Below are 21,996 nucleotides of genomic sequence, written 5' to 3' on the forward strand. Positions count from 1 at the left end.
CACCAAATATTGCGGATTGTTCTTGACTTGCAATAAAAATTGCTTTCTTTCTGGTTCTGGAATTATGCTTGCGGACGCGGCCCCTTCGGGCGGCGCCCCCCGCATGGAGGAGACAGCATGTACGGCTCATACGGTTTGTTCATCGACGGTGCCTGGTCGGAGCCGGCGCAGGGCGCTTCGACCGAGATCACCGACCCTGGCAACGGTGCGGTTCTCGGCAGCGTGCCGGCGGCGGGCGTCGAGGATACGGAGCGCGCGATCTCCGTCGCGGAGCGGGCCTTCCGCGGCTGGAAGGCGACGCCCGCCTGGGCGCGGGCCGACCTGCTGCACAAGGTCGCCGACGTCATGGCCGCCCGCGCGGCGGAAGCCGCCCGCCGGATCACGCTGGAGACCGGCAAGCCGCTCGCCCAGTCCGGCCGCGAATGGGGCCTCGCCGTCGACCAGTTCCGCTGGTACGCCGAGGAGGCGCGCCGCATCTACGGCCGCATCGTCGAGAGCCGCGCGCCGGGCGGCCGGCTGGAAGTGAGCCACGAGCCGGTCGGTGTCGTCGCCGCCTTCACCGCCTGGAATTTCCCGGCGGCGCTGATCGCCCGCAAGGTCGCCCCGGCGCTCGCCGCCGGCTGCGCCGTCATCGTCCGCCCCTCCGTCGAGGTGCCGGGCGTCGCGATGATCCTCTTCGATTGCCTGCGCGAGGCCGGCATTCCCGCCGGCGTCGCCAATCTCCTGATCGGCCCCACCGCCGCCACCTACAGGCCCATCATGGCCGCGGCCGCCGTGCGCAAGGTCTCGCTCACCGGCTCCACCCGCGTCGGCCAGCAGATGATCCGCGACAGCGCCGAGACGGTGAAGCGCGTCAGCATGGAGCTGGGCGGCAATGCGCCGATGATCGTCTTCGACGACGCCGATCTCGACAAGGCGCTCGATCTCGCCGTGCCGACGAAATACGCCAATGCCGGCCAGGTCTGCGTCACGCCCGACCGCTTCTATGTGCACGAGGCGCTGCACGACCGTTTCGCCGAGGGCTTTGCCGCCCGCGCCCGGGCGCTGAAGCTCGGCCACGGCCTCGACGAGGCGACGCAGATGGGGCCGCTGATCAACCAGCGCCGCATCGCCGCCGTCGAGGAGATCGTCGCGGATGCGCGCGACCGCGGCGGCAGGATCCTTGCCGGCGGGCGGCGCCCGGCGGAGATGAATGCCGGCTTCTTCTTCGAGCCCACCGTCATCACCGGCCTGCCGGACGATGCGAAGGCGATCGCGGAGGAGAATTTCGGCCCCATCGCCGCCATCACGCCCTTCGCCGCGGCCGACGAGGTCTTCGACCGCGCCAACGCCTCGGAGATGGGCCTTTCCGCCTATGTCTTCACCCGCGATGCCGGCCGCGCCCGCGAGGCGGCGGCGCGGCTGGAGGCCGGCATGGTCGGCGTCAATAGCTTTGCCCTGGCCGCGGCCGAGGCGCCCTTCGGCGGCATCAAGGCGAGCGGCATGGGCCGCGAAGGCGGCACCGAGGGCATCCTCGACTATTCCAACGTCAAGCTCGCGCAGATGACGGTCTGAGGGAGGCATGCATGATCAGGAACGGTGTCAGGCAGCGCTGGGCGGAAGGCAGGCCGGTGCTCAACGGCTGGCTCTCCATCGCCAATTCCTTCAGCGCGGAGATCATGGCCGCGCAGGGCTACGATTCCCTCACCATCGACCTGCAGCACGGCATCGTCGGTTATGACGGCGCGGTGCCGATGCTGCAGGCCATGCGGGCAAGCGGCGTGACGCCGCTGGTGCGCGTGCCCTGGCTCGATCCGGCCGATATCATGAAGGCGCTGGATGCCGGCGCCTACGGCGTCATCTGCCCGATGGTCAACACCCGCGCCGAGGCCGAGCGCCTCGTCTCCTATGTGCGCTATCCGCCCGCCGGCGTGCGCAGCTTCGGCCCGAGCCGGGCCCTGTTTTCCGCCGGCCCCGGTTATGCCGCCGAGGCCGACGACGAGATCATCTGCCTTGCCATGATCGAGACCGCGCAGGCCTACGAGAACCTCGAGGATATCCTCGCCACGCCCGGCCTCGACGGCGTCTATATCGGCCCGGCCGACCTGACGCTCGGCCTGCAGGGCAAGCGCTACGCGCCCGGCTTCGACCGCCGCGAGCCCGAGATGATCGAGGCGATCAGGACGATCCTCCATGCCGCCCACCGGGCCGGCAAGCGGGCGGCGCTGCACAACGGCACGGCCGACTATGCCGCCGAGGCGGTCGGCTGGGGCTTCGATCTCGTGACCGTCTCCAACGACGTGCGCCTGCTCGCCGGCGCCGCCGAGGCGAGCGTCCGGGCCTTCCGCGAGCGCGTGCAGCAGGTCGCCCCCGCCGACACGATCGACACGGGAGGATATTGAATGCCGAGGATCCTGGTGGCCGGCAAGATCCACGCGGACGGCCTTGCCGTGCTCGAATCCGCGCCCGGCATGGTGATCGACTATGTCGAGGAGGTCTCCGCGGCAAGCTACGAGCCCTTCCTGGCGGCGGCCGATGCGCTGCTCATCCGCACCCAGCCGCTCCCCGCGGCCTTCATCGCCGGGGCGCGGCACCTCAAGATCGTCTCGCGCCACGGCGTCGGCTACGATTCCGTCGATGTCGCGGCGCTGAACGGCCGCGGCATCCCGCTCGCCGTGGTCGGCGACGTGAATTCCCGCGCGGTGGCCGAGCACGCCGTCATGCTGATGCTCTCGGCCGCGCGGCGCACCGTGCTCTTCGACCGCAGGATGCGGCAGGGCGACTGGAACTATCGCAACAGCCTCGATGCCGACGAGCTCGACGGGCGCACGCTGCTGATCGTCGGCTTCGGGCGCATCGGCCGGCGGCTGGCGCAGATCGGCGCGGCGCTCGGCATGACGGTGCTCGCCTATGACAAGTACCAGGATGCCGCCGGGATCGCGGCGGCCGGCGTCATCCCGGTCGGCGACCTGATGGACGGGCTGCGCCGCGCCGACGTCGTGTCGCTGCATGTGCCGAAATCCGGTGCCGAGCCGCTGATCGGCGCGGCGGAGCTGGCATCGATGAAGCGCTCGGCCATTCTCGTCAACACGGCGCGCGGCGGGCTGATCGACGAGAAGGCGCTGCTGGCGGCGCTGGAGGAGGGGCGGCTTTCGGCGGCGGGGCTCGACGTGCTCGATTGCGAGCCGCCGGCCGGCGACGACCCGATGCTCGCCTGCGAGCGGGTGGTGCTCTCCCCGCACAATGCCGGGCTGACCGAGGCCTGCGCGCGGCGCATGGCGATCGCCGCGGCGGCCAATATCCTCGATTTCTTCAAGGGCACGCTCGACCCGGCGCTCGTCGTCAACCGCGCGGAGATCGCCGCGCACCGTCCCGCGACGATCGGGGCCTGATCATGGCGCTCCTGACCTTTCGCGACATCGCCAAAGCCTACGGCACCGTGCCGGTGCTGAAGGGCATCGACCTCGTGGTCGAACCCGGCGAGGTCCTCGCCCTTGTCGGGGAGAACGGCGCCGGCAAGTCGACCCTCATGCGCATCGCCGCCGGCCTTGCGCCGCCTTCCTCGGGCACGATGCTGCTGGACGGAGCGCCCGCGCCGGCAAGCCTCCATGCCGCCGAGCGGGCGGGCATCGTCATGGTGCATCAGGAATTCTGCCTCGCCCCGCATCTGACGGTGGCGGAGAACGTCTTCCTCGGCCGCGAGATCACCCGCGGCCTCTTCACCGACCGCAAGGCGATGGAGACGCGGGCGCGCGACCTTCTCGCCGAGCTCGGCTCGGCGGCGCCGGTGCGCGCGCGGCTTCGCGACCTTCCCGTTTCCGACTGGCAGATGATCGAGCTTGCCAAGGCCTTCGCCCGCCAGCCGAAGCTCATCCTCATGGACGAGCCGACCGCCGTGCTCTCGGCGACCGAGGCCGGCAACCTCTTCGCGCGCATGCGTGCCTTCCGCGCGGCGGGCGGGGCGGTGATCTTCACCTCGCACCGCCTCGACGAGGTGAAGGCGATCGCCGACCGGGTCGCGGTGCTGCGCGACGGCCAGATCGTGCGCGTCGAACGGGCGCGCGACATTTCCGAGGACGCGATGGCCGAGGCGATGGTCGGCCGGCCGCTGGCCGAGATCTATCCGCCCCGCCGCGGCGCGGCCGCGCGCAAGCCGCTCCTCAGCGTGGCCGGCCTCACGGCGCCCGGCGCGGTGGAAGAGGCGACGCTGGAAATCCGCGAAGGCGAGGTGCTCGGCATTTCCGGCCTCGTCGGTTCCGGCCGCACCGAGCTCTTCGAGGCGCTGTTCGGCCTGCGCCCGGCGAAATGCGCCTCCTTCGTGCTGCGCGGGGAAAAACGCCGGCTGCCGGCGGCGCGCGAGGCCTGGGGGCTGAAGCTGGCCTACCTGACGGAGGACCGCAAGGGCAAGGGCCTGCTGCTCGGCAAGCCGCTGGCGGAAAACGTCGCCCTGACCAGCGGCGCGATCGCCGGCGCGGCCTGGATCGACCGGCGGGCCGAGCGGCGCGGTCTGGAAGCGGCCGTCGGGCGCTACGACATCCGCACCGGCCGGCTCGACGTCACCGCGGGCGCGCTCAGCGGCGGCAACCAGCAGAAGGTGCTGATCGCCAAGACGCTCGGGGTGGAGCCGGACCTCGTCGTCTTCGACGAGCCGACACGCGGCGTCGATATCGGCGCCAAGCAGCAGATCTACGACATCATCGCGGGGCTCGCCGCCGCGGGCAAGGCGATCGTCGTCATCTCCTCGGAGATGCAGGAGATCGTCGGCCTTTCCGACCGGGTGCTCGTCATGCGGCGCGGCCGCATCGCCGGCGAGCTTTCGGGCGAGGGCATCACCGAGACCGACATCATCCGATTTGCCATGGGCCTTGAAGAGAAGGGCCCGCAGGAGGAGGCAAGCCATTGACCGACATCACCGCCACGTCCGCCGGCAGCGCAGCCGCGTCGCCGGGTCGCACCCTCGTCGGCCTGTTCGGGGCCGCCGGCCCGCTCATCGCGCTCATCCTCCTGATGCTGGTCGGCGCGCTGATGAGCGACAGCTTCCTCGGCGCGGAGAACCTTTCGAACGTCTTCACCCGCAGCGCCATCATCGGCATCATCGCGGTCGGAGCCACCTTCGTCATCACGGCGGGCGGGCTCGACCTGTCGGTCGGCTCGCTCTCGGCGCTCGTCGCCGGCATGACGATCATGTTCATGAATTCGGCCGCCGCCACGCTCGGCGACGGCTGGCAGCTCGTCGCCGCCGGCATCCTCTTCTCGCTGGCCATCGGCGCCTTCGCGGGCTTCATCAACGGCTTCATGATCGTGCGCGGCCGCGTCGAGGCCTTCATCGTCACGCTCGGCGCCATGGGCATCTTCCGCTCGGTCATCACCTGGCTTGCCGACGGCGGCTCCATCTCGCTCGATTTCTCGCTGCGCGATGCGGCGCGGCCGATCTATTACGGCCAGGTCCTCGGCATCGCCGTGCCGATCATCGTGCTCGCCGTCATCGCCGTCATCGGCGAGCTGACGCTGCGCCGCATGCGCTTCGGCCGCCATGTCGCCGCCATCGGCTCGAACCGGCACGTCGCCTTCTATTCGGCGATCCCGGTCAGCCGCGTGCGCATCCTCACCTATGTCATCCAGGGCCTCTGCGTCGCCGTCGCCACCGTCATCTACGTGCCGCGCCTCGGCGCCGCCACGCCCTCCACCGGCCTCATGTGGGAGCTGGAGGCGATCGCCGCCGTCATCATCGGCGGCACGGCGCTCAGCGGCGGCTTCGGCCGCATCTGGGGCACCATCGTCGGCGTGCTGATCCTCGGCTTCATCAGCAACATCCTCAACCTCACCGGCTTCGTCAGCCCCTATCTCAACGGCGCCTTCCAGGGGGCGATCATCATCATCGCCGTGCTCCTGCAGCGCGACCGGGCGCAGGGCTGACGCTTCATTTCACAACAGGGAGACAAGTGAATGTTCCATCGACTGAAATCCATGCTCGCCGCAGGTGCGGTGGCCGTTGCCGCCTTCGCGGCGCCCGCCCTTGCCGCCGATGCCGTCATCGGCGTCTCGATCCCGGCGGCGACGCACGGCTGGACGGGCGGCCTCAACTACCACACCAAGCGCACGATCGACCGGATGAAGGAAGCCTTCCCGAACATCGACTTCGTGCTGGCGACCTCGTCCAGCGCCACGCAGCAGGTCAACGACATCGAGGACCTGATGGCGCGCAACATCAACGCGCTCGTCGTTCTGCCCTTCGAATCCGATCCGCTGACCGAGCCGGTCAAGGCCGCCAAGGCCAAGGGCGTGTTCATCGCCACCGTCGACCGCGGCCTTGCGGAAGAGGGCATCGAGGATCTCTATGTCGGCGGCGACAACCCGCAATACGGCACGGCGGCCGCCGAATACTTCAAGAAGAAGTTCCCGGACGGCGGCAAGATCGTCGTGATGCGCGGCATCCCGACGGCGATCGACAATATCCGCATCGACGCCTTCAACGCGGCGCTGAAGGACACGAAGATCGAAGTGCTCGACATGCAATATGCCAACTGGAACCCAGACAAGGGCTTCGAGGTGATGCAGGACTACCTGCAGCGCTTCCCTGAGATCGACGGCGTGTGGGCCGGTGACGACGATGCGGCGCTCGGCGCCATCGAGGCGATCAAGCAGGCCGACCGCAAGAACGTCACGGTGCTCGGCGGTTCGGGCATGAACAAGGTCATCAAGCTTGTCATGGACGGCCACGACATGGTCGATGCCGACATCTTCTACCCGCCGACGCTGATCATCCCGGCGATCGAGCTCGTCACGATGAAATACGCCACGCAGGCCCCGATCAGCGGCCGTTACGTGCTCGGCAGCCCGCTGATCACCAAGGACAATGCCGCGGAATACTACTTCCCGGACGCGCCCTACTGATAAGCAGGCCCGGAGCACGCCTCCCGGCCTCCCGCCATGCCTCCGGGCATGGCGGGATGCGCCGTTTCCGGGCGAGCGTTGCAGACTTCGGTTTTATGCAATAGTGCAAATATGGACCGGCACCGGCTCATCCCGGGTCCGAGACAGTACCATCCGGGGAGTAGGCCGTATGCCGAGGGTAAAGCAGTCCGATCAGCCGCCGCCGAAGACGGCGAACTACGAGACCTTCGTCAACATCGTCACCGAGGCCTATCCGAACCTGTCCGACCGCTTCCAGCAGGTCGCCCGCTTCATCACGCAGAACCCGAATGTCGTGGCGATGCAGTCGATCAACGCGATCGCCGAACAGTGCGGCGCGCATCCCTCCATCCTCGTGCGCTTCGCCCAGCATTTCGGCTTTTCCGGCTTCAAGCAGCTCCAGTCGGTGTTCCAGAGCCGCCTGTCGACGGCCGCGCCCGGCTACCGCGAGCGCATCAGCGCGCTCGACGTCGACCTGGAAAAGACCAAGCGCAAGGGCAATCTCGGCTTCCTGCACGATCTCGTCGTGCGCGACATCGCCACCCTGCAGGAGCTCCTGAACACCACGACGGAGGAGAGCCTGTCGCAGGCGGCGCGCGCGCTGAAGAACGCCAACACGATCTTCATCGCCGGCCAGCTGCGCTCCGAGCCGATCGCCAAGTTCCTGCGCTACGTGCTGTCCATGCTGCAGTGCCGGGTCATCCTGCTCGACCCCGCCGGCGGCCTTGCGCCCGAGATGGCCAAGGTGATGGGCAAGAAGGACGTGCTGGTCGCCATCGCCTTCCGCCACTATGCCAAGGAGGTGGTGACGATCGCCGATGTCGCGGCCGAGAACGGCACGCCCATCGTCGCGATCACCGACAGCCAGCTCTCGCCGCTCGCCAAGAACGCGGCCGTGCTCTTCACCATCCCGGAAGACGAATATTCCTTCTCGCGCTCGCTCGCCGCGCCGATGTGCCTGACGCAGACCATCGCGGTGGCGCTCGCCGCCCTCCTGCAGGAGGACAAGAAGGGCTCGCCCGAGATCCCGACGGTCACGGGCAGGCAGCGGCGCAAGGGCTAAGGCGGTACGCAGGTCGAAATACCGCATAGCGGCTCTGCATCCTCTCCTCCGTCATCCTCGGGCTTGACCCGACCATGACGAAAGAGAGGCATGCGGCGCTCGGCAGGGTTGCTTTGGGACGGCCTTCAGCCGGTGATCTCATCGACCCTGACGAAGCGGCCTTCCGCCTTGGAGCGGATGGCGGCCTCGGCCAGCACCAGTGCCTTTTCGCCGTCGTCGAAGGTCACGTCCGGCGTAGCGTTGGTGGCGACGCAGCGCAGGAAGGACTTCAGGCCGATCTCGAAGGCTTCGACGTAACGTTCGATGAAGAAGTCGAGATAGGGCTCGCCCGCGCCGGTGGCGGCCGCGGTGAAGCGCTCGACCTGGTGGGCGCGCCGGTTGCCGGAGATCAGCATGCCCTTCGCGCCGAACAGCTCGACGCGCTGGTCGTAGCCATAGGCGGCGGCGCGGGAATTGTTGATGTGGCAGAGCTTGCCGCTTGCGGTGCGCAGGATGATCATCGTGGAATCGACGTCGCCGAATTCCGCGAGCGTCGGGTCGACGAGCGTGCTGCCGGTGGCGAAGACCTCGGCGGGTTCCTCGCCCAGCATGAAGCGGGCAAGGTCGAAATCGTGGATGGTCATGTCGCGGAAGATGCCGCCGGAGACCTTGAGATAGTCGCGCGCGGCAAGGCCCGGGTCGCGCGAGGTGATGATCACCTGCCGCAGATCGCCGATCTCGCCGGCGCGCACCGCATCGCGCGCGGCCCGGTGGCCGGGATCGTAGCGGCGGTTGAAGCCGATCTGGACGGGCCGGTCGAAGCCGGCGATGGCCTTGCGGCAGGCGACGACGCGGGCAAGCGAAAGGTCGATCGGCTTTTCGCAGAAGATGGCCTTTCCGGCGTGCGCGGCGGCCTCGATGAGGTCGGCATGGGTGGCCGTGGAGGTGGCGATCAGCACGGCGTCGGCAAGGGCGATCGCCTCCTCGGCGCTGGCGGCGACCGGGCAGCCGTAGCGCCGGCCGATCTCCCCGGCGGCGGCGGTGACCGGGTCGTAGACGGCGGCAAGCGCCGCGCCCTCGGCGCGGGCGATGGTGGCGGCGTGCATCTTGCCGATGCGCCCGCAGCCGAGCAGTGCGATCCTCGTCATGGTTCCTCCTCGGGATGTACGGATGGCTTGCAAAAAAAGTTGCGCATATGAAATTTCGTCAATATTAATTCTGCCGGGAGCGCTTTTGCAAGCCCGTTTCGGACGGGACAGAATCTGGAGGAGGAGAGCATGGCGGAATTTCCCTTGGCCGGGCGCCGTTTGCGGCTCGGCGTCATCGGCGGCGGGCAGGGCAGCTTCATCGGCAAGGTGCATGCGCGCGGCGCGCGGCTTTCGGGCCGCTGGGATGTGGTGGCGGGCGCGCTGTCGTCCCGCCCGCAGGTGGCGCAGGAATCCGGCCGCGCCTGGCTGCTTGCGGAGGACCGCATCTATACCGACTACCGCGTGATGGCCGAGCGCGAGGCGGCGCGGCCGGACGGCATCGACGCCGTGGCGATCACCACGCCCAACAATTCCCACCATGCCATCGCCGTCGCCTTCCTGGAGAAGGGCATCGACGTCATCAGCGACAAGCCGCTGACGACGACGCTCGAGGATGCGCTCGATCTGGTGCATCGGCAGAAGGAGACGGGCCTCGTCTTCGGCGTCACCTATGCCTATGCCGCCTCCGCCATGGTGCGCCAGGCGCGCCAGATGATCGCGGAAGGCGCGCTCGGCAGATTGCAGCAGGTGCATGTCGAGTATTTCCAGGAATGGGCGCTGACCCCGCCGAGCGAGGCCGGTGCCGGCGCCCAGTGGCGCGTCGATCCCGCCATTGTCGGCCCCACCTTCACGACCGGCGACATCGGCACCCATTGCCACCACCTCGGCGCCTTCGTCTGCGGCCGCCCGGTCACCGCCGTGCGGGCGGAGTTCCACACGCTCGGCCCGCCGAAGGCGCTGGAGGACACGGCCTTCATGCATGTGCGCTACGAGGGCGGCATTCCCGGCACCATCATGATCTCGCAGGTCGCGCCCGGCGCCCATTGCGGCCTGCGCATCCGCGTCTTCGGCGACAGGGCGAGCCTGGAATGGAACCAGGAGGAGCCGGAGCTGCTGCACTTCCGCCGTTTCGGCGAGCCGGCCCGCGTGCTGACGCGCGGCGAGGGCGCGGGCATCGGCACGCATGCGGCGCGTTTCGTGCACATGCCGCGCGGCCATCCGGAGGCGCTGAGCGACGCCTGGGGCAATCTCTACGAGGAGTTCGCCATCGCCATCGAGGCGCGCCGTCTCGGCCGGACCCTGCCCGAGGGACTGCTCGCCTATCCGACGGTGGTGGACGGCGCGCTCGGCGTGAAGTTCATCGAGGCGGCGCTCGCCTCCAGCCAGTCGGGCGGCGCCTGGGCGGACTGCACGCTGCCGTCATGAATTGCAATAAGTATTGCAATAAACAATAATGTGGAATAAAAGTTTCCAGACAGTGGCCGGCGCGAAAAGGCCGGCCGAGGGAGGTTTACCATGTCCACCATCCGCCTGACCATGGCGCAAGCCCTGGTGCGTTATCTCTGCAACCAGTTCACCGAGATCGACGGCAGGCGCGAGCCGCTGTTTCCCGGCGTCTTCGCCATTTTCGGCCATGGCAATGTAACATGCCTTTCCGAGGCGCTGGAAGCGGTCAAGGACACGCTGCCGACCTGGCGCGGCCAGAACGAGCAGTCGATGGCGCTTGCCGCGATCGGCTTTGCCAAGGCGACGCGCCGCCGCCAGATCATGGTGGCGACCAGCTCCATCGGCCCGGGCGCGCTGAACATGGTGACGGCGGCGGGCGTGGCGCACACCAACCGCCTGCCGGTCCTGCTGCTGGCCGGCGACAGCTTCGTCAACCGCCGGCCCGACCCGGTCATGCAGCAGGTCGAGCATTTCGGCAATCCGACCATCACCGTCAACGACGCCTTCAAGGCCGTGACGCGCTACTGGGACCGCATTACCCATCCCGAGCAGATCATCGCCTCGCTGCCGCAGGCCGTCGCCGTCATGCTGGACCCCGCCGATTGCGGCCCGGCCTTCCTGGCCCTGCCGCAGGATGTGCAGGAGATCGCCTGGGACTATCCCGAAAGCTTCTTTGCGCCGACCGTCCACAAGGCGCCGCGCCCGCGGCCGGACCGCGACAGCCTCGCGGAGGCCGTGCGCGTGCTGAAGGCGGCAAAACGCCCGCTGATCATCTCCGGCGGCGGCGTGCGCTATTCGGGTGCGGAAACGGCGCTCGCCGCCTTTGCCGAAAAGCACGGCATCCCGCTCTGCGAGACCATTGCCGGCAAGGGCACCGTTACCCATGACCACCCGGCCCATGTCGGCCCGATCGGCATCGTCGGCTCCACCTCGGCCAATGCGCTGGCGGGCGAGGCCGACGTGGTGCTCGCCGTCGGCACGCGCCTCATGGATTTCACAACCGGTTCCTGGACCGCGTTTTCGCCCGACGCCCGCTTCGTCTCGATCAACGCGGCGCGCTGGGATGCCAGCAAGCACCGCGCCGTGGCCGTGGTCGGCGATGCGCTGGAGACGGTCGGCGAACTGGAAGCCGCTATCGGCGATTACAGGGCGGATGCCGGCTGGACGGAGAAGGGCAGGCGGGAATTCGCCAAGTGGAACGAGGCGCTCGACGGCTACCAGAAGCCGACCAATGCGCCGGTGCCGACCTATGCCCAGGTCGTCGGCATCGTCAATGCGAAGGCCGGGGAGCGCGACCTCCTGATCACCGCCGCCGGCGGCCTGCCGGGCGAGGTGATGAAGAACTGGCGCGTCAAGGCGCCGAACACCTTCGACTGCGAATTCGGCTTCTCCTGCATGGGCTACGAGATCGCCGCCGGCTGGGGTGCCGCCATGGCCGACCCCACCCGCACGCCCATCGTCATGATCGGCGACGGCACCTACATGATGATGAACTCGGACATCTATTCGACCGTGCTGTCCGGCCACAAGATGATCCTCATCGTCTGCGACAACGGCGGTTATGCCGTCATCAACCGCCTGCAGAACGCCAAGGGCACGCCGGGCTTCAACAACCTCATCAAGGATTGCCGCGTCAAGGAGCCCTTCGCCGTCGATTTCGCCAAGCATGCCGAGGCGATGGGCGCGCTGACGCGCCGCGTCGACAGCCTTGCCGATCTCGGCGAGGCCGTCGAATGGGCGAAGGGCACCGACCGCACCACCGTCCTCACCATCGTCTCCGACGCCTTCACCTGGACCCCGGGCGATGCCTGGTGGGATGTCGGCGTGCCGCAGGTGAGCGCGCGGGCCGAGGTCAACGCCGCGGCCGCCGACCAGCAGGCCGGCCGCAGGAAGCAGCGCGTCGGCGTCTAGCCTGCCTGAAGGCGCGGCCGGGTCTCCATCGCCATCCTTGCCAGGTCAAGCATCCGGGTCTATCGACGGTTCCAGGAAGCCATGATGTGCGAGGACGACCATGCATGAGATCGGGAAAATAGAGGCCGCGGACAAGCCTGCCTTCTACCGCGAGCTGCTCGCCCAGGCCGAGGGGCTGCTGCACGGCGAGCGCGATGCCGTTGCCAATGCGGCGAACCTCTCGGCGCTGATCTTTGATGCGGTCGACGATCTCAACTGGGCGGGCTTCTACTTCCTCAAAGGCCCGCAGGAGCTGGTGCTCGGTCCGTTCCAGGGCAAGGTCGCCTGCGTGCGCATTCCGGTCGGCAAGGGCGTCTGCGGCGCCGCCGTGGCGGAGGGGAAAAGCCAGCTCGTGCCGGATGTGCACGCCTTTCCGGGACACATCGCCTGCGACGCGGCCTCGCGCTCCGAGCTCGTCACGCCGCTCGTGCGCGACGGCGTGGTGTTCGGCGTTCTCGATCTCGACAGCCCGTCGCCCGGCCGGTTCACGGCGGAAGACCAGGCCGGCTTCGAGGCGCTCGCCGCGCTCTACGTCTCGGCGAGCGACGCCTGAAACGGCGAACGCCCGGCTTTTGCCGGGCGTCCATCTCGCCTTGCCGGTGGCGCCTTACGCCGCCTTCTTGCCGGCGTCGAAGGGAATTTCGATGTCGACGGCGAGCGTCGAGACTTGCGCGCCGCGTTCCATCTTGATGGAGACCTTCTCGTCATCTACCTGCATGTGCTTGGAGATCGCCTTCAGGATCTCGTCGCGCAGCTTGTTGACGAGATCGCTGTCGCCGGTGGCGGCCCGCTCGTGGGCGAGCAGCACCTGCAGCCGCTCGCGCGCGGCCGGCGCCGACTGGGCGCGGGAGAAGAAACGGAACAGGTTCATGCCGCCTTCCTTCCGAAGATCTTGCCGAGGAACGAGCGCTTGTCGCCGGGAATGGTGACCGGCAGGCTTTCGCCCTTGAGGCGGCGCGTCGCTTCGAAATAGGCGAGCGCCGGGGCCGAGCGTCCGTCGGCGAGCGTCACCGGGGCGCCGACGTTGGAGGCGCGCAGCACGTCCATGCTCTCCGGGATGATGCCGAGCAGCGGGATCGAGAGGATTTCCAGGACGTCGTCGACCTTCAGCATGTCGCCGCGCTCGGCGCGGGCGGCGTCGTAGCGGGTGAGCAGCAGGTGCTTTTCGATGCGCTCGCCGTTCTCCGCCTTCAGCGTCTTGGAATCGAGGAGGCCGATGATGCGGTCCGAATCGCGCACGGACGAGACTTCCGGATTGGTGACGACGATCGCCACGTCGGCATGGCGCATGGCCAGCGTCGCGCCGCGCTCGATGCCGGCCGGGCTGTCGCAGATCACCCAGTCGAAGGCGTTCTTCAGGGCGGCGATGACCTGCTCGACGCCCTCGGGCGTGAGATTGTCCTTGTCGCGGGTCTGGGAGGCCGGCAGCAGGTAGAGCGTCTCGACGCGCTTGTCGCGGATCAGCGCCTGCGTCAGCTTGGCCTCGCCCTGGATGACGTTGACGAGGTCATAGACGACGCGCCGTTCCGCGCCCATGACGAGATCGAGATTGCGCAGGCCGACGTCGAAATCCACGACCACGACCTTCTCCCCGCTTTGCGCCAGCGCGGCGCCGAGCGCGGCCGACGACGTCGTCTTGCCGACGCCGCCCTTGCCCGATGTGACCACGATTACCTTGCCCATTGACCTCTCCGTTTTATGAACCGCCTTCGGTTCAGCCAAGTGTTGCCGCCTTGATGGCTTCGCCTTCCAGCCAGATCTGCACGGGCTTGCCGCGCAGCTCCGGCTCCATGTCCTCGGCCGTCTTGTAGTAGCCGTCGATGGCGATCAGCTCCGCTTCCAGCGTGCGGCAGAAGATGCGGGCCGAAGCGTTGCCCGTCGTGCCGGCCATCGCCCGGCCGCGCAGCGGGCCGTAGACATGGATCGAGCCGCCGGCGACGATTTCCGCGCCGGATGCGACCGAGCCGACGATGGTGACGTCGCCTTCGGGAAAGAAGATGGACTGGCCCGAGCGGACCGGCCGCGCGACGACCATCGACGGTACCGTGTGCATCGGCGGCGGGCTCGCGGGCGCCGCCGTCTCGACGGGCTCGGCCTTTTCGGCCTTGCCGGCCTTCTTCGAAGGCTCCTCCGCCGCCGGTTCCTCGATATCGGCCGCGGGGCGGCCGTCGGTCATGGCCGGCGGCATGTCCGCGCCGAGCAGCGAGGAGCGCGCGCCCTCGATGCCCATGACGCGCACATTGCGGGCGCTCAGCTGGCCGACGAGTTCGCGAAGCTCCGCCTTCTCGATGTCGAGCCCGTCGACATCGAGCACCACCGGCCGCCGCAGGAAGAAGCCGGCGGAGCGCGCCGCCAGATCGTCGAGCCGCACCAGCCAGTCCTCGAAGGGCAGCTCCGGGGTCAGCGCAAGCGCGAGGAAGGATCGCCCCTTGAGGCGGATCGGCCGTGGTTGGGTTAACACGTCAGTCATCTTCGTTAATTTTCGGTTGCTTCGGTGTACCGATGAAATGGTTAACAAAGGGTTAATTTGCAGGTCTGGCTGGCGCGAGGCATGCGTCCTGGGGCGGCCGTGCAACGGTTCGCGCGGAGCGGGAGAAATCGGGGTTTTCGCGTGTGCTTTGCCCCTCATCCGGCCTGCCGGCCACCTTCTCCCCGCAAGCGGGGCGAAGGGGATATGCCGCACCGGTTTGCCCAACCAATACCCGTTCATGAGGCAAGTCCCCTCTCCCCGCTTGCGGGGAGAGGGTTAGGGTGAGGGGCAAACCTGCAGGATGCAAAAAAGCCCGCCGGCGCCTATAGCAACCGGCGGGCAGGCTGGGAGGATCCCCTGGAACGCGTCAGGCCGCCGCTTCCTGCACGAAATGCCCCGGCGACACCTCGCGGTAGGCGCGCTTCGGCGCCACGTAGCCGTGCGGGCGCAGCGGGCTCTTGATCTCCTCGTTGAGCGGCGGGTTGAGCTGGCCGCGCCGGGCGGGATCGGGGATCGGCACGGCGGAGATGAGGCGGCGCGTATAGGCGTGCTGCGGATTGTCGAAGATCGCCGCGCGCGGGCCGATCTCGACGATCTCCCCGAGGAACATCACGGCGACGCGATGGCTCATGCGCTCCACCACCGCCATGTCGTGCGAGATGAAGAGATAGGCGAGGCGGTGCTTCTCCTGCAGGTCGAGCAGGAGGTTGGAGACCTGCGCCTTCACCGACACGTCGAGCGCCGAGACCGCCTCGTCGGCGACGATGAGCTTCGGCTGCAAGGCGATCGCCCGGGCGATCGAGATGCGCTGGCGCTGGCCGCCGGAGAATTCGTGCGGATGCCGGTCGGCCATCGCCGCCGAGAGGCCGACCTGCTGCAGAAGCTCGGCCACCCGCTCCTTCGCCTCGCGCCGGCTTATCAGGCCGTGCGCCAGCATGGGTTCGGCAATCGCCGAGCCGATGGTGATGCGCGGATTGAGCGAGGCGAAGGGATCCTGGAAGATCATCTGCGAGGTGCGGCGCATGGCGCGCAGCGCCCCGGAACTGGCCTTGGCCACATCCTGGCCGTCCACGGAGATCGAGCCGGCGCTCGGATCGACGAGGCGCATGATGGCGCGGCCGGTGGTGGACTTGCCGCAACCCGATTCGCCGACCAGCGCCAGCGTCTCGCCGGGCTTCAGGTCGAAGGAGACGCCCTCGACCGCATGGATCTGCCCCTGCGGCAGCGCGAAGCGCACCGCGAGCTTCTCGACCTTCAGGATCGGCGCCACGCCGCCCGGAACGGGCGACGTCACGCGGCCGTCGCCGGCCTTGCCGGTGGCAGGGTCCACATCCGGGAAGCGGCGGGGCGCGGCGGCGTCGCCCATCGTGCCGAGGCGCGGGATGGAGGCGAGCAGCGCCCTGGTATAGACCGCCTTGGGCGCGGTGAAGATCTGCGGCGTCGGGCCGGTCTCGACCATGTCGCCGCGGAACATCACGAGGGTGCGGTCGGCGACCTCCGCCACCACGCCCATGTCATGGGTGATGAACAGCACGCCCATGTTCTCCTCGCGCTGCAATTCGCGCAGCAGGTGGAGGATCTCGGCCTGCACGGTCACGTCGAGCGCCGTCGTCGGCTCGTCGGCGATCAAGAGTTTCGGGCGGCAGGCGAGCGCCATAGCGATCATCACGCGCTGGCGCATGCCGCCGGAGAACTTGTGCGGATATTCGCCGAGCCGGCTCCTGGCAGCGGGGATGCGCACGCGCTCCATCAGCCGCAGGGCTTCCGCCTCCGCCGCCTTCCAGGAGAGGTCGCGGTGCAGCACCAGCGCCTCGGCGATCTGGTTGCCGATGGTGAAGACCGGATTGAGCGAGGTCATCGGCTCCTGGAAGATCATGCCGATCGTGCCGCCGCGCACCGAGCGCATCTCCGCCTCGCTCGCTTTCAGGAGATCGCGCCCCTCGAGCAGGATGCGGCCCTCGCAGCGCGCCCGGCCGGCGGGCAGCAGGCGCATGGTGGAGAGCGCGGTGACGCTCTTGCCCGAGCCCGATTCGCCGACGATGGCGACGGTCTCGCCGGCATTCACCTCGACGTTGATGTCGCGGATGACGGCGCGCCAGCCCTCGGCGGTCTTGAAGGAGGTCGTCAGGTTCTCGACCGAGAGCACCGGCCGCTTTGCAGTGTCCGTCATGGTCAGCTTTCCTTCGCAAGGCGCGGATCGACGAGATCGCGCAGCCCGTCGCCGAGAAGTTGCAGGGCGAGGACCGAGAAGACGATGGCGAGGCCCGGAAACACCATCAGCCAGGGCGCGTTGTTCATGTATTCGCGGCCGGAGGCGAGCATGGTGCCCCAGGTCGGCATGTCGGTGGAAACGCCGACGCCGAGGAAGGAAAGGCTTGCTTCCGCCAGCATGGCCGAGGCGAAGACGAAGGTCGCCTGCACGAGGATGGGCGAGGCGAGGTTGAGCAGGACGTGGCGCGTCAGGATCTGCCAGGTCGGCAGGCCCATGGCGACGGCGGCCTCGATATAGGGCAATTCGCGCAGCACCAGCGTCGAGCCGCGCACGATGCGGGCAAGGCGCGGCGCATAGGTGATGCCGAGCGCCAGGATCACCGTGGTGAGCGACGGCCCGAGCGCGGCGACGAGCGCGATGGCGAGCAGGATGTCCGGGAAGGACATCATGGCGTCGAGCAGCCGGGAGATCGGCGCGTCGAGCTTGCGGAAGAAGCCGGCGGCGACCCCCAGGATGACGCCGAGCACCGTGGAGATGCAGACGACGCCGAGGCTGACGAGCAGCGAGATGCGCCCCGCATAGATGGCGCGGGAGAAGATGTCGCGGCCGAATTCGTCGGTGCCGAAGACATGGGCAAGGGACGGCGCCTTCAGCTTGTTGACGATCGACAGCTTGTTCGGCGCATAGGGCGCGACCCACGGGGCGAGGACCGCCGCCACGAGCACGACGGCAAGGATGATCGCGCCGATGAGGATGGCCTTGTTGCGGAAGAGCCGCCGCAGGCTGGAAACGAGCGGCATGGAGAGGGAAGCGGTCATCATAGGCGCACCCGCGGATCGACGAGGATGTAGAGCATGTCGACGATGAAGTTGATCAGCACGTAGATCGCCGCGACGACGAGCAGCGTGCCCTGGATGACGGGATAGTCGCGGCGCAGCACGGCCGAGACCACGAGATTGCCAACGCCCGGCAGGCCGAACACGGTTTCCGTCACCACCGCGCCGGCAACCAGCATGGCGATGGAAAGGCCGATGACGGTGATGATCGGGATCAGGGCGTTCTTCAGCGCATGTTTCAGGATGACGCGCCGCTCGCTCGCCCCCTTGGCGCGGGCGGTGCGCACATAGTCGTCGCCCAGCACGTCCAGCATGGCGGCGCGGGTGAAGCGGGTGATCAGCGCCGAATTGACGATGCCGAGCGCCACGGCCGGCAGCACGAGATGATGCAGCCGCTCGAGGAAGGAGGTGTCCGGCCCGCCATAGCCGGAGGCCGGGAACCAGCCCTGGCCGACGGCGAAGACCTGGATCAGCATGAGGCCGAGCCAGAAGCTCGGCACGCTCGCCGCCACCATGGTCAGCGTCACCACGACCTGGTCGAACAGCGTGCCGCGCTTGACGGCCGACAGGATGCCGACCGGCAGCGCGATCGCCACCGCGATCAGGATCGAGAACAGCGTGAGGAAGAAGGTCGGCTCCGCCCGTGCGGCGAGCGCCGATGTCACCGGCTGGTCGAGGAAGATCGACTGGCCGAGATCGCCTTGCACTATACCCAGCACGAACTGGCCGTACTGGGCGATCAGCGGCGCGTCGAGCCCCATTTTCGTGCGCAGTTCGGCGATGTCCTCAGGGGTCGCGTCCGACCCCAGCATCACGGCGGCGGGATCGCCCGGCGTCACGCGGACGATGACGAAAACCACCGTCACGACGAGGGCGAGCACGATGGCCATGCCCCCCAGCCGTTTCAACAGTGCCCGGACGATCCTTGCCATGATAACCCCCTTACTGCTTCGGCGTGACGTTCCAGAAATGCGGCCAGTAGGTCGGCGTGTAGTCGGCTATGCCGGCGCCGACGCCCGTGACCGCGTTGAAATTGCCGACCTTGAAGAGCGGCGCATCGTCATAGATCACGGTCTGGATGCCCTCCCAGGCCTTCTGCTTGTCGGCGTCGGACACGGCGTCCATGTAGGCGGCGACGGCGGCGGCCTTCTGGTCGGAGACATACCAGCCCGGATAGCTGTCGGTGATCGTGTTGATCGTCGTCGGGTCGCCCGGGAAGTTGGAGTGGGTGATGAAGATGTCCCATTCCTTCGGGTCGGCGCGGCGGGTCGTCAGGGTCGCCCAGTCCACCACCTGCAGGTCGACCTTGAAGCCGGCGGCTTCGAGATAGGCTTTCGCGACCTCGCCGATCTTGTAGTGGAACTCGTACTGGCGGCTGGTCATCAGGCGCAGCGGCGTGCCGTCGTAGCCGGCATCCGCAAGCAGCTTGCCCGCTTCTTCCGGGTCGCCCTCGCCGTAGCGCGCGACGCCCGCCTCGGTGTACCAGAGCGAGCCCTTCGGGAAGATCGAGGCATCGACGCTGAAGAAGCGCTCGTCGGAGAAGGCGGCGAGCATCATGTCGTTCGGGTTGAGCGCGGCCTGCACGGCCTGGCGCAGCTCCTTCCTAGTGAGCAGGCCCTCCTTCATGTTCATGTTGAGCGAGGCCCAGCCGGTGTTCTCGTAGATCACGGCCTTCGCCTTGCCGCTCGCCTCGACGCGCTCATAGGCGCTGACGGGCAGCGAATCGGCAAAGTCGAACTGGCCGGAGATCAGGCCCTCGACGCGGGTGTTCGCGTCGGGAACCGGCACGAAGCGGATCTCCTTGGCGATCGCCACGCGCTTGCCGGCATAGTTGCTGGGCTCGCCCTCGGGGGATTTGTAGCCGTCGAAGCGGACGAGCTGGGTATACTGGTCGGGCTTGCGCTCCTTCAGCGCATAGGGGCCGGTGCCGACGAATTCGGTCAGCGTGTCGGCGATCTTCTCCGAGGGCATGATGACGGAGGCCTGCGAGAAGGTGGCGAGCAGCGGCGCATAACGCGACTTCAGCTTGACGACGACGGTGTTCGGCCCATCCTCGGAAAGGCTCTCCACCACTTCGGCGACCTGCTTGCCTTTGGAGTTGACGGCCATCCAGCGCGTCAGCGAGGCGATGACGTCCTTGGCGTCGAGGTCGCTGCCGTCGTGGAACGTCACCCCCTCGCGCAGCGGAATGCGATAGGTGAGGCCGTCCTCGGAAATCTCCGGCATGGCGAGCGCCAGCAGCGGCACGGAGCGCCATTCGTTGTCATAGGTGTAGAGCGTCTCGAAAATGTGCTGGTCGATGGTCAGCACGATGTCGGTCGCCGTCTGCATGACGTCGAGCGTCGGCGGCTCGCCGATGGTCGCGACGGTCAGGACGCCGTCCGTCGTCTGGGCGATGGCGAGGCTGCTGGTGCTGGCGAGCGCCGCCGCCAGCGTCATGAGAGCAAGTGCATTCTTCATCTGTATCCCTCTGGTTCCACATGGTTCATGTCCGCGCCGGCTCCCGTCCGGCGGGTGGTTCAGCTTTCAAGCCCGAGCGGATCCTCCACGCGTGGCCAGAGGTCGAGACTGGCCTTGCGATAGGCGGTGGTTGCCGGATCGGTCGGGTAGGAGGTCGGCGCGGCGACGTAGACGATCTCGGAGGAGACCGGCTGGAAGCCCGCATGGAAGTGGTTGGTGGACTTCACCAGCAGGAAGGCTTTCCTGGTAAAGTCGATGCCCTGGTTGGCGAAGATGTCGGGCTCGTAGGTCTGCGTGCGGCTGGTGATCAGCACGATGTCGATCGTCGTGCCGAGCGGGCGCACCACGGCCGCGGGCCCGAGCGTCACCCGGCTGTTGCGGAAGCTCTGCCAGCCGGCATCGAACACGGCTTCGACCGTGACTCGGAGGTCGAGCGGCTCGCCGCCCTCCGGCCCCGACTTGCCGCCGAGGCGCAACGCAAGCTCCGCTCCTTCCCCCGCCGCATGGCAGAAGGAGACGGCGATCGGGTCCCAGATCGTCGCCACCGCGACATTGTCAAAGCCCCGCGCCATCATGCGGCGCAGGATATAGGTCGCATCGCCCGCCACCCCGCCGCCCGGATTGTCCCAGACATCGGCGATGACGACGGGCATGTCCGGCCGTTCGTCACGCACGGCAAGCGCCCGGTCGAGCCCGGCCTCCGTGTCGAACATCGGCATCGCCGCCTCGCGGCGCAGGCCGTAGAGCTCATGGCCGAGCCTTTGCGCCAGCGCGTCGCCCTTCGCCCTGTCGCCGTCGGTGACGACGACGATGCGCGTGCCCATGTCCGGCACGTCGCCGGCCATGAAGCCGTGGATGACGGAGATGGAGAGGATGCCGTCCCTGCCCTCCATCGCCTTCAGCCGGTCGACGAAGGCGCGCATCGGCTCGCGGCTCGTCGGGTAGATGGTGATCATGCGGCAGTCGAAGGTGGAGATGACGGGGCGGATCTCGCCGCGCAGCGTGCGCAGCGCGAGCTCGACGACATGCTCGCCGCGCTCCTCGAAGTCGGTGTGCGGGAATTCGAGGAAGGTCGCCATCAGGTCGAGATTGGCGACGCGCCGGGCGGTGAGGTGGCTGTGCGGGTCGAACTCGGCGGCAACCAGTACGTCCGGCCCGACGATCGCGCGGACCCGCTCCAGGAGGTCGCCCTCCGGATCGTCATAACCCTGCGCCACCATCGCGCCATGCAGGCCGAGCACCACCGCATCGACCGGCATAGCGGCCTGCAGTTCGCCGAGGATGCGGTCGCGCAGGGTTTCGAAGGTTCGGCGCTGGATGAGGCCGGCCGGCTCGGCCCAGCAGGACGTGCCCTCGACGACGGCGAAGCCTTCCGCCCGGCCGCGCCGGCGCAGGATCGGTACGACGGAGGAGCAGAGCGTGGGCGTGTCGGGATGCTCGCCCGGGCCGGCATAGAACGCCGCCTTGAAGGCGTTCATGTCCGTGGGGACGGGCGAGAAGGTGTTGGTCTCGGTGGCAAGCGAGGCCGTGAAGATGCGCATGGGCGTCCGTTCCGCTGGCGTCCAGGCCGGCCGCTGCCCGGCCGTCATCGCCCGCCGCCTGTCGCGCCGGTGCCTGGCCGAACGGCGTGAACGCCGTGCTGTTGGATCGCAAAGTTCCCG

The 21,996-nt window shown here is 68.1% G+C and carries 19 protein-coding genes; 10 read left to right on the forward strand and 9 right to left on the reverse strand.

The window, feature by feature from the left end:
- The first annotated feature begins 117 nt into the window (after positions 1-117).
- The 7 genes from AABF56_RS32660 (at position 118) to AABF56_RS32690 (ending at position 7,954) form a co-directional block, all read left to right on the forward strand.
- A complete protein-coding gene (locus tag AABF56_RS32660; protein WP_272808823.1) occupies positions 118-1,554 on the forward strand; it encodes an NAD-dependent succinate-semialdehyde dehydrogenase in 1,437 nt (478 codons plus the stop codon).
- A gap of 11 nt (positions 1,555-1,565) precedes the next feature.
- Positions 1,566-2,381 carry an HpcH/HpaI aldolase family protein gene (locus AABF56_RS32665; protein ID WP_272808824.1) on the forward strand — a complete coding sequence of 272 codons (816 nt, stop codon included), beginning with the start codon at positions 1,566-1,568 and terminating at the stop codon, positions 2,379-2,381.
- A complete protein-coding gene (locus tag AABF56_RS32670; RefSeq protein ID WP_272808825.1) occupies positions 2,382-3,371 on the forward strand; it encodes an NAD(P)-dependent oxidoreductase in 990 nt (329 codons plus the stop codon). It begins immediately after the preceding gene.
- 2 nt (positions 3,372-3,373) lie between these two features.
- Complete coding sequence (locus tag AABF56_RS32675; protein ID WP_272808826.1) at positions 3,374-4,882, forward strand: sugar ABC transporter ATP-binding protein; 1,509 nt, start codon at positions 3,374-3,376, stop codon at positions 4,880-4,882.
- Between the two features lie 5 nt (positions 4,883-4,887).
- The gene (locus AABF56_RS32680; RefSeq protein ID WP_432349831.1) at positions 4,888-5,895 is read left to right on the forward strand and encodes an ABC transporter permease; all 1,008 of its coding nucleotides are present in this window, start codon (positions 4,888-4,890) and stop codon (positions 5,893-5,895) included.
- A 30-nt stretch (positions 5,896-5,925) separates the two neighbouring features.
- Entirely contained in the window at positions 5,926-6,873 is a 948-nt protein-coding gene (locus AABF56_RS32685) for a substrate-binding domain-containing protein (RefSeq protein WP_272808827.1), read from the forward strand.
- Between the two features lie 169 nt (positions 6,874-7,042).
- Positions 7,043-7,954, forward strand: a complete 912-nt coding sequence (locus AABF56_RS32690; RefSeq protein WP_272808828.1) for a MurR/RpiR family transcriptional regulator — start codon at positions 7,043-7,045, stop codon at positions 7,952-7,954.
- Positions 7,955-8,079: 125 nt separating this feature from the next.
- Here AABF56_RS32690 and iolG read toward each other — a convergent pair whose 3' ends face one another.
- Positions 8,080-9,081, reverse strand: a complete 1,002-nt coding sequence (gene iolG, locus AABF56_RS32695) for an inositol 2-dehydrogenase (protein WP_272808829.1) — start codon at positions 9,079-9,081, stop codon at positions 8,080-8,082.
- Positions 9,082-9,210: 129 nt separating this feature from the next.
- On the opposite strand from iolG, the gene AABF56_RS32700 reads away from it, so the two are divergent.
- The 3 genes from AABF56_RS32700 to AABF56_RS32710 all read left to right on the forward strand — a co-directional run bounded on the left by AABF56_RS32700 (position 9,211) and on the right by AABF56_RS32710 (position 12,910).
- On the forward strand, positions 9,211-10,386 hold the full coding sequence (locus AABF56_RS32700; RefSeq protein ID WP_272808830.1) for a Gfo/Idh/MocA family protein: 1,176 nt from the start codon (positions 9,211-9,213) through the stop codon (positions 10,384-10,386).
- Between the two features lie 90 nt (positions 10,387-10,476).
- Positions 10,477-12,318 carry a 3D-(3,5/4)-trihydroxycyclohexane-1,2-dione acylhydrolase (decyclizing) gene (gene iolD, locus AABF56_RS32705; protein WP_272808831.1) on the forward strand — a complete coding sequence of 614 codons (1,842 nt, stop codon included), beginning with the start codon at positions 10,477-10,479 and terminating at the stop codon, positions 12,316-12,318.
- A gap of 100 nt (positions 12,319-12,418) precedes the next feature.
- The gene (locus AABF56_RS32710; RefSeq protein ID WP_272808832.1) at positions 12,419-12,910 is read left to right on the forward strand and encodes a GAF domain-containing protein; all 492 of its coding nucleotides are present in this window, start codon (positions 12,419-12,421) and stop codon (positions 12,908-12,910) included.
- A gap of 54 nt (positions 12,911-12,964) precedes the next feature.
- Here the strand turns inward: AABF56_RS32710 and minE are convergent, their stop codons facing one another.
- The 8 genes from minE to AABF56_RS32750 form a co-directional block, all read right to left on the reverse strand.
- A complete protein-coding gene (minE, locus tag AABF56_RS32715) occupies positions 12,965-13,228 on the reverse strand; it encodes a cell division topological specificity factor MinE (protein ID WP_064329066.1) in 264 nt (87 codons plus the stop codon).
- A complete protein-coding gene (gene minD / locus AABF56_RS32720; protein ID WP_244769056.1) occupies positions 13,225-14,040 on the reverse strand; it encodes a septum site-determining protein MinD in 816 nt (271 codons plus the stop codon). The genes minE and minD overlap by 4 nt, the downstream gene beginning before the upstream one ends.
- 31 nt (positions 14,041-14,071) lie before the next feature.
- Positions 14,072-14,827 (reverse strand): septum site-determining protein MinC, encoded by a 756-nt coding sequence (gene minC, locus AABF56_RS32725; protein ID WP_272808833.1) that lies wholly within the window; start codon positions 14,825-14,827, stop codon positions 14,072-14,074.
- A gap of 367 nt (positions 14,828-15,194) precedes the next feature.
- Positions 15,195-16,997, reverse strand: a complete 1,803-nt coding sequence (locus tag AABF56_RS32730; RefSeq protein ID WP_272808834.1) for an ABC transporter ATP-binding protein — start codon at positions 16,995-16,997, stop codon at positions 15,195-15,197.
- Between the two features lie 2 nt (positions 16,998-16,999).
- Entirely contained in the window at positions 17,000-17,860 is an 861-nt protein-coding gene (locus AABF56_RS32735) for an ABC transporter permease (RefSeq protein ID WP_133036218.1), read from the reverse strand.
- Positions 17,857-18,798 (reverse strand): ABC transporter permease, encoded by a 942-nt coding sequence (locus tag AABF56_RS32740; protein WP_244769148.1) that lies wholly within the window; start codon positions 18,796-18,798, stop codon positions 17,857-17,859. Before AABF56_RS32740 ends, AABF56_RS32735 begins: the two co-directional genes overlap by 4 nt.
- A 19-nt stretch (positions 18,799-18,817) precedes the next feature.
- A complete protein-coding gene (locus AABF56_RS32745) occupies positions 18,818-20,335 on the reverse strand; it encodes an ABC transporter substrate-binding protein (protein WP_272808835.1) in 1,518 nt (505 codons plus the stop codon).
- Between the two features lie 59 nt (positions 20,336-20,394).
- On the reverse strand, positions 20,395-21,876 hold the full coding sequence (locus tag AABF56_RS32750) for a M81 family metallopeptidase (protein WP_272808836.1): 1,482 nt from the start codon (positions 21,874-21,876) through the stop codon (positions 20,395-20,397).
- Positions 21,877-21,996 lie beyond the last annotated feature (120 nt).

Source organism: Shinella sp. WSC3-e (assembly GCF_945994535.1).
Taxonomy (GTDB): Bacteria; Pseudomonadota; Alphaproteobacteria; order Rhizobiales; family Rhizobiaceae; genus Shinella; species Shinella yambaruensis.

What these genes read in the sequence shown, in the direction of transcription:
- AABF56_RS32660 (WP_272808823.1), top strand. Translation starts at nt 118, where the DNA reads ATGTACGGCTCATACGGTTTGTTCATCGACGGTGCCTGGTCGGAGCCG.
- AABF56_RS32665 (WP_272808824.1), top strand. Translation starts at nt 1,566, where the DNA reads ATGATCAGGAACGGTGTCAGGCAGCGCTGGGCGGAAGGCAGGCCGGTG.
- AABF56_RS32670 (WP_272808825.1), top strand. Translation starts at nt 2,382, where the DNA reads ATGCCGAGGATCCTGGTGGCCGGCAAGATCCACGCGGACGGCCTTGCC.
- AABF56_RS32675 (WP_272808826.1), top strand. Translation starts at nt 3,374, where the DNA reads ATGGCGCTCCTGACCTTTCGCGACATCGCCAAAGCCTACGGCACCGTG.
- AABF56_RS32685 (WP_272808827.1), top strand. Translation starts at nt 5,926, where the DNA reads ATGTTCCATCGACTGAAATCCATGCTCGCCGCAGGTGCGGTGGCCGTT.
- AABF56_RS32690 (WP_272808828.1), top strand. Translation starts at nt 7,043, where the DNA reads ATGCCGAGGGTAAAGCAGTCCGATCAGCCGCCGCCGAAGACGGCGAAC.
- iolG (WP_272808829.1), bottom strand. Translation starts at nt 9,081, where the DNA reads ATGACGAGGATCGCACTGCTCGGCTGCGGGCGCATCGGCAAGATGCAC.
- AABF56_RS32700 (WP_272808830.1), top strand. Translation starts at nt 9,211, where the DNA reads ATGGCGGAATTTCCCTTGGCCGGGCGCCGTTTGCGGCTCGGCGTCATC.
- iolD (WP_272808831.1), top strand. Translation starts at nt 10,477, where the DNA reads ATGTCCACCATCCGCCTGACCATGGCGCAAGCCCTGGTGCGTTATCTC.
- AABF56_RS32710 (WP_272808832.1), top strand. Translation starts at nt 12,419, where the DNA reads ATGCATGAGATCGGGAAAATAGAGGCCGCGGACAAGCCTGCCTTCTAC.
- minE (WP_064329066.1), bottom strand. Translation starts at nt 13,228, where the DNA reads ATGAACCTGTTCCGTTTCTTCTCCCGCGCCCAGTCGGCGCCGGCCGCG.
- minD (WP_244769056.1), bottom strand. Translation starts at nt 14,040, where the DNA reads ATGGGCAAGGTAATCGTGGTCACATCGGGCAAGGGCGGCGTCGGCAAG.
- minC (WP_272808833.1), bottom strand. Translation starts at nt 14,827, where the DNA reads ATGACTGACGTGTTAACCCAACCACGGCCGATCCGCCTCAAGGGGCGA.
- AABF56_RS32730 (WP_272808834.1), bottom strand. Translation starts at nt 16,997, where the DNA reads ATGACGGACACTGCAAAGCGGCCGGTGCTCTCGGTCGAGAACCTGACG.
- AABF56_RS32735 (WP_133036218.1), bottom strand. Translation starts at nt 17,860, where the DNA reads ATGATGACCGCTTCCCTCTCCATGCCGCTCGTTTCCAGCCTGCGGCGG.
- AABF56_RS32745 (WP_272808835.1), bottom strand. Translation starts at nt 20,335, where the DNA reads ATGAAGAATGCACTTGCTCTCATGACGCTGGCGGCGGCGCTCGCCAGC.
- AABF56_RS32750 (WP_272808836.1), bottom strand. Translation starts at nt 21,876, where the DNA reads ATGCGCATCTTCACGGCCTCGCTTGCCACCGAGACCAACACCTTCTCG.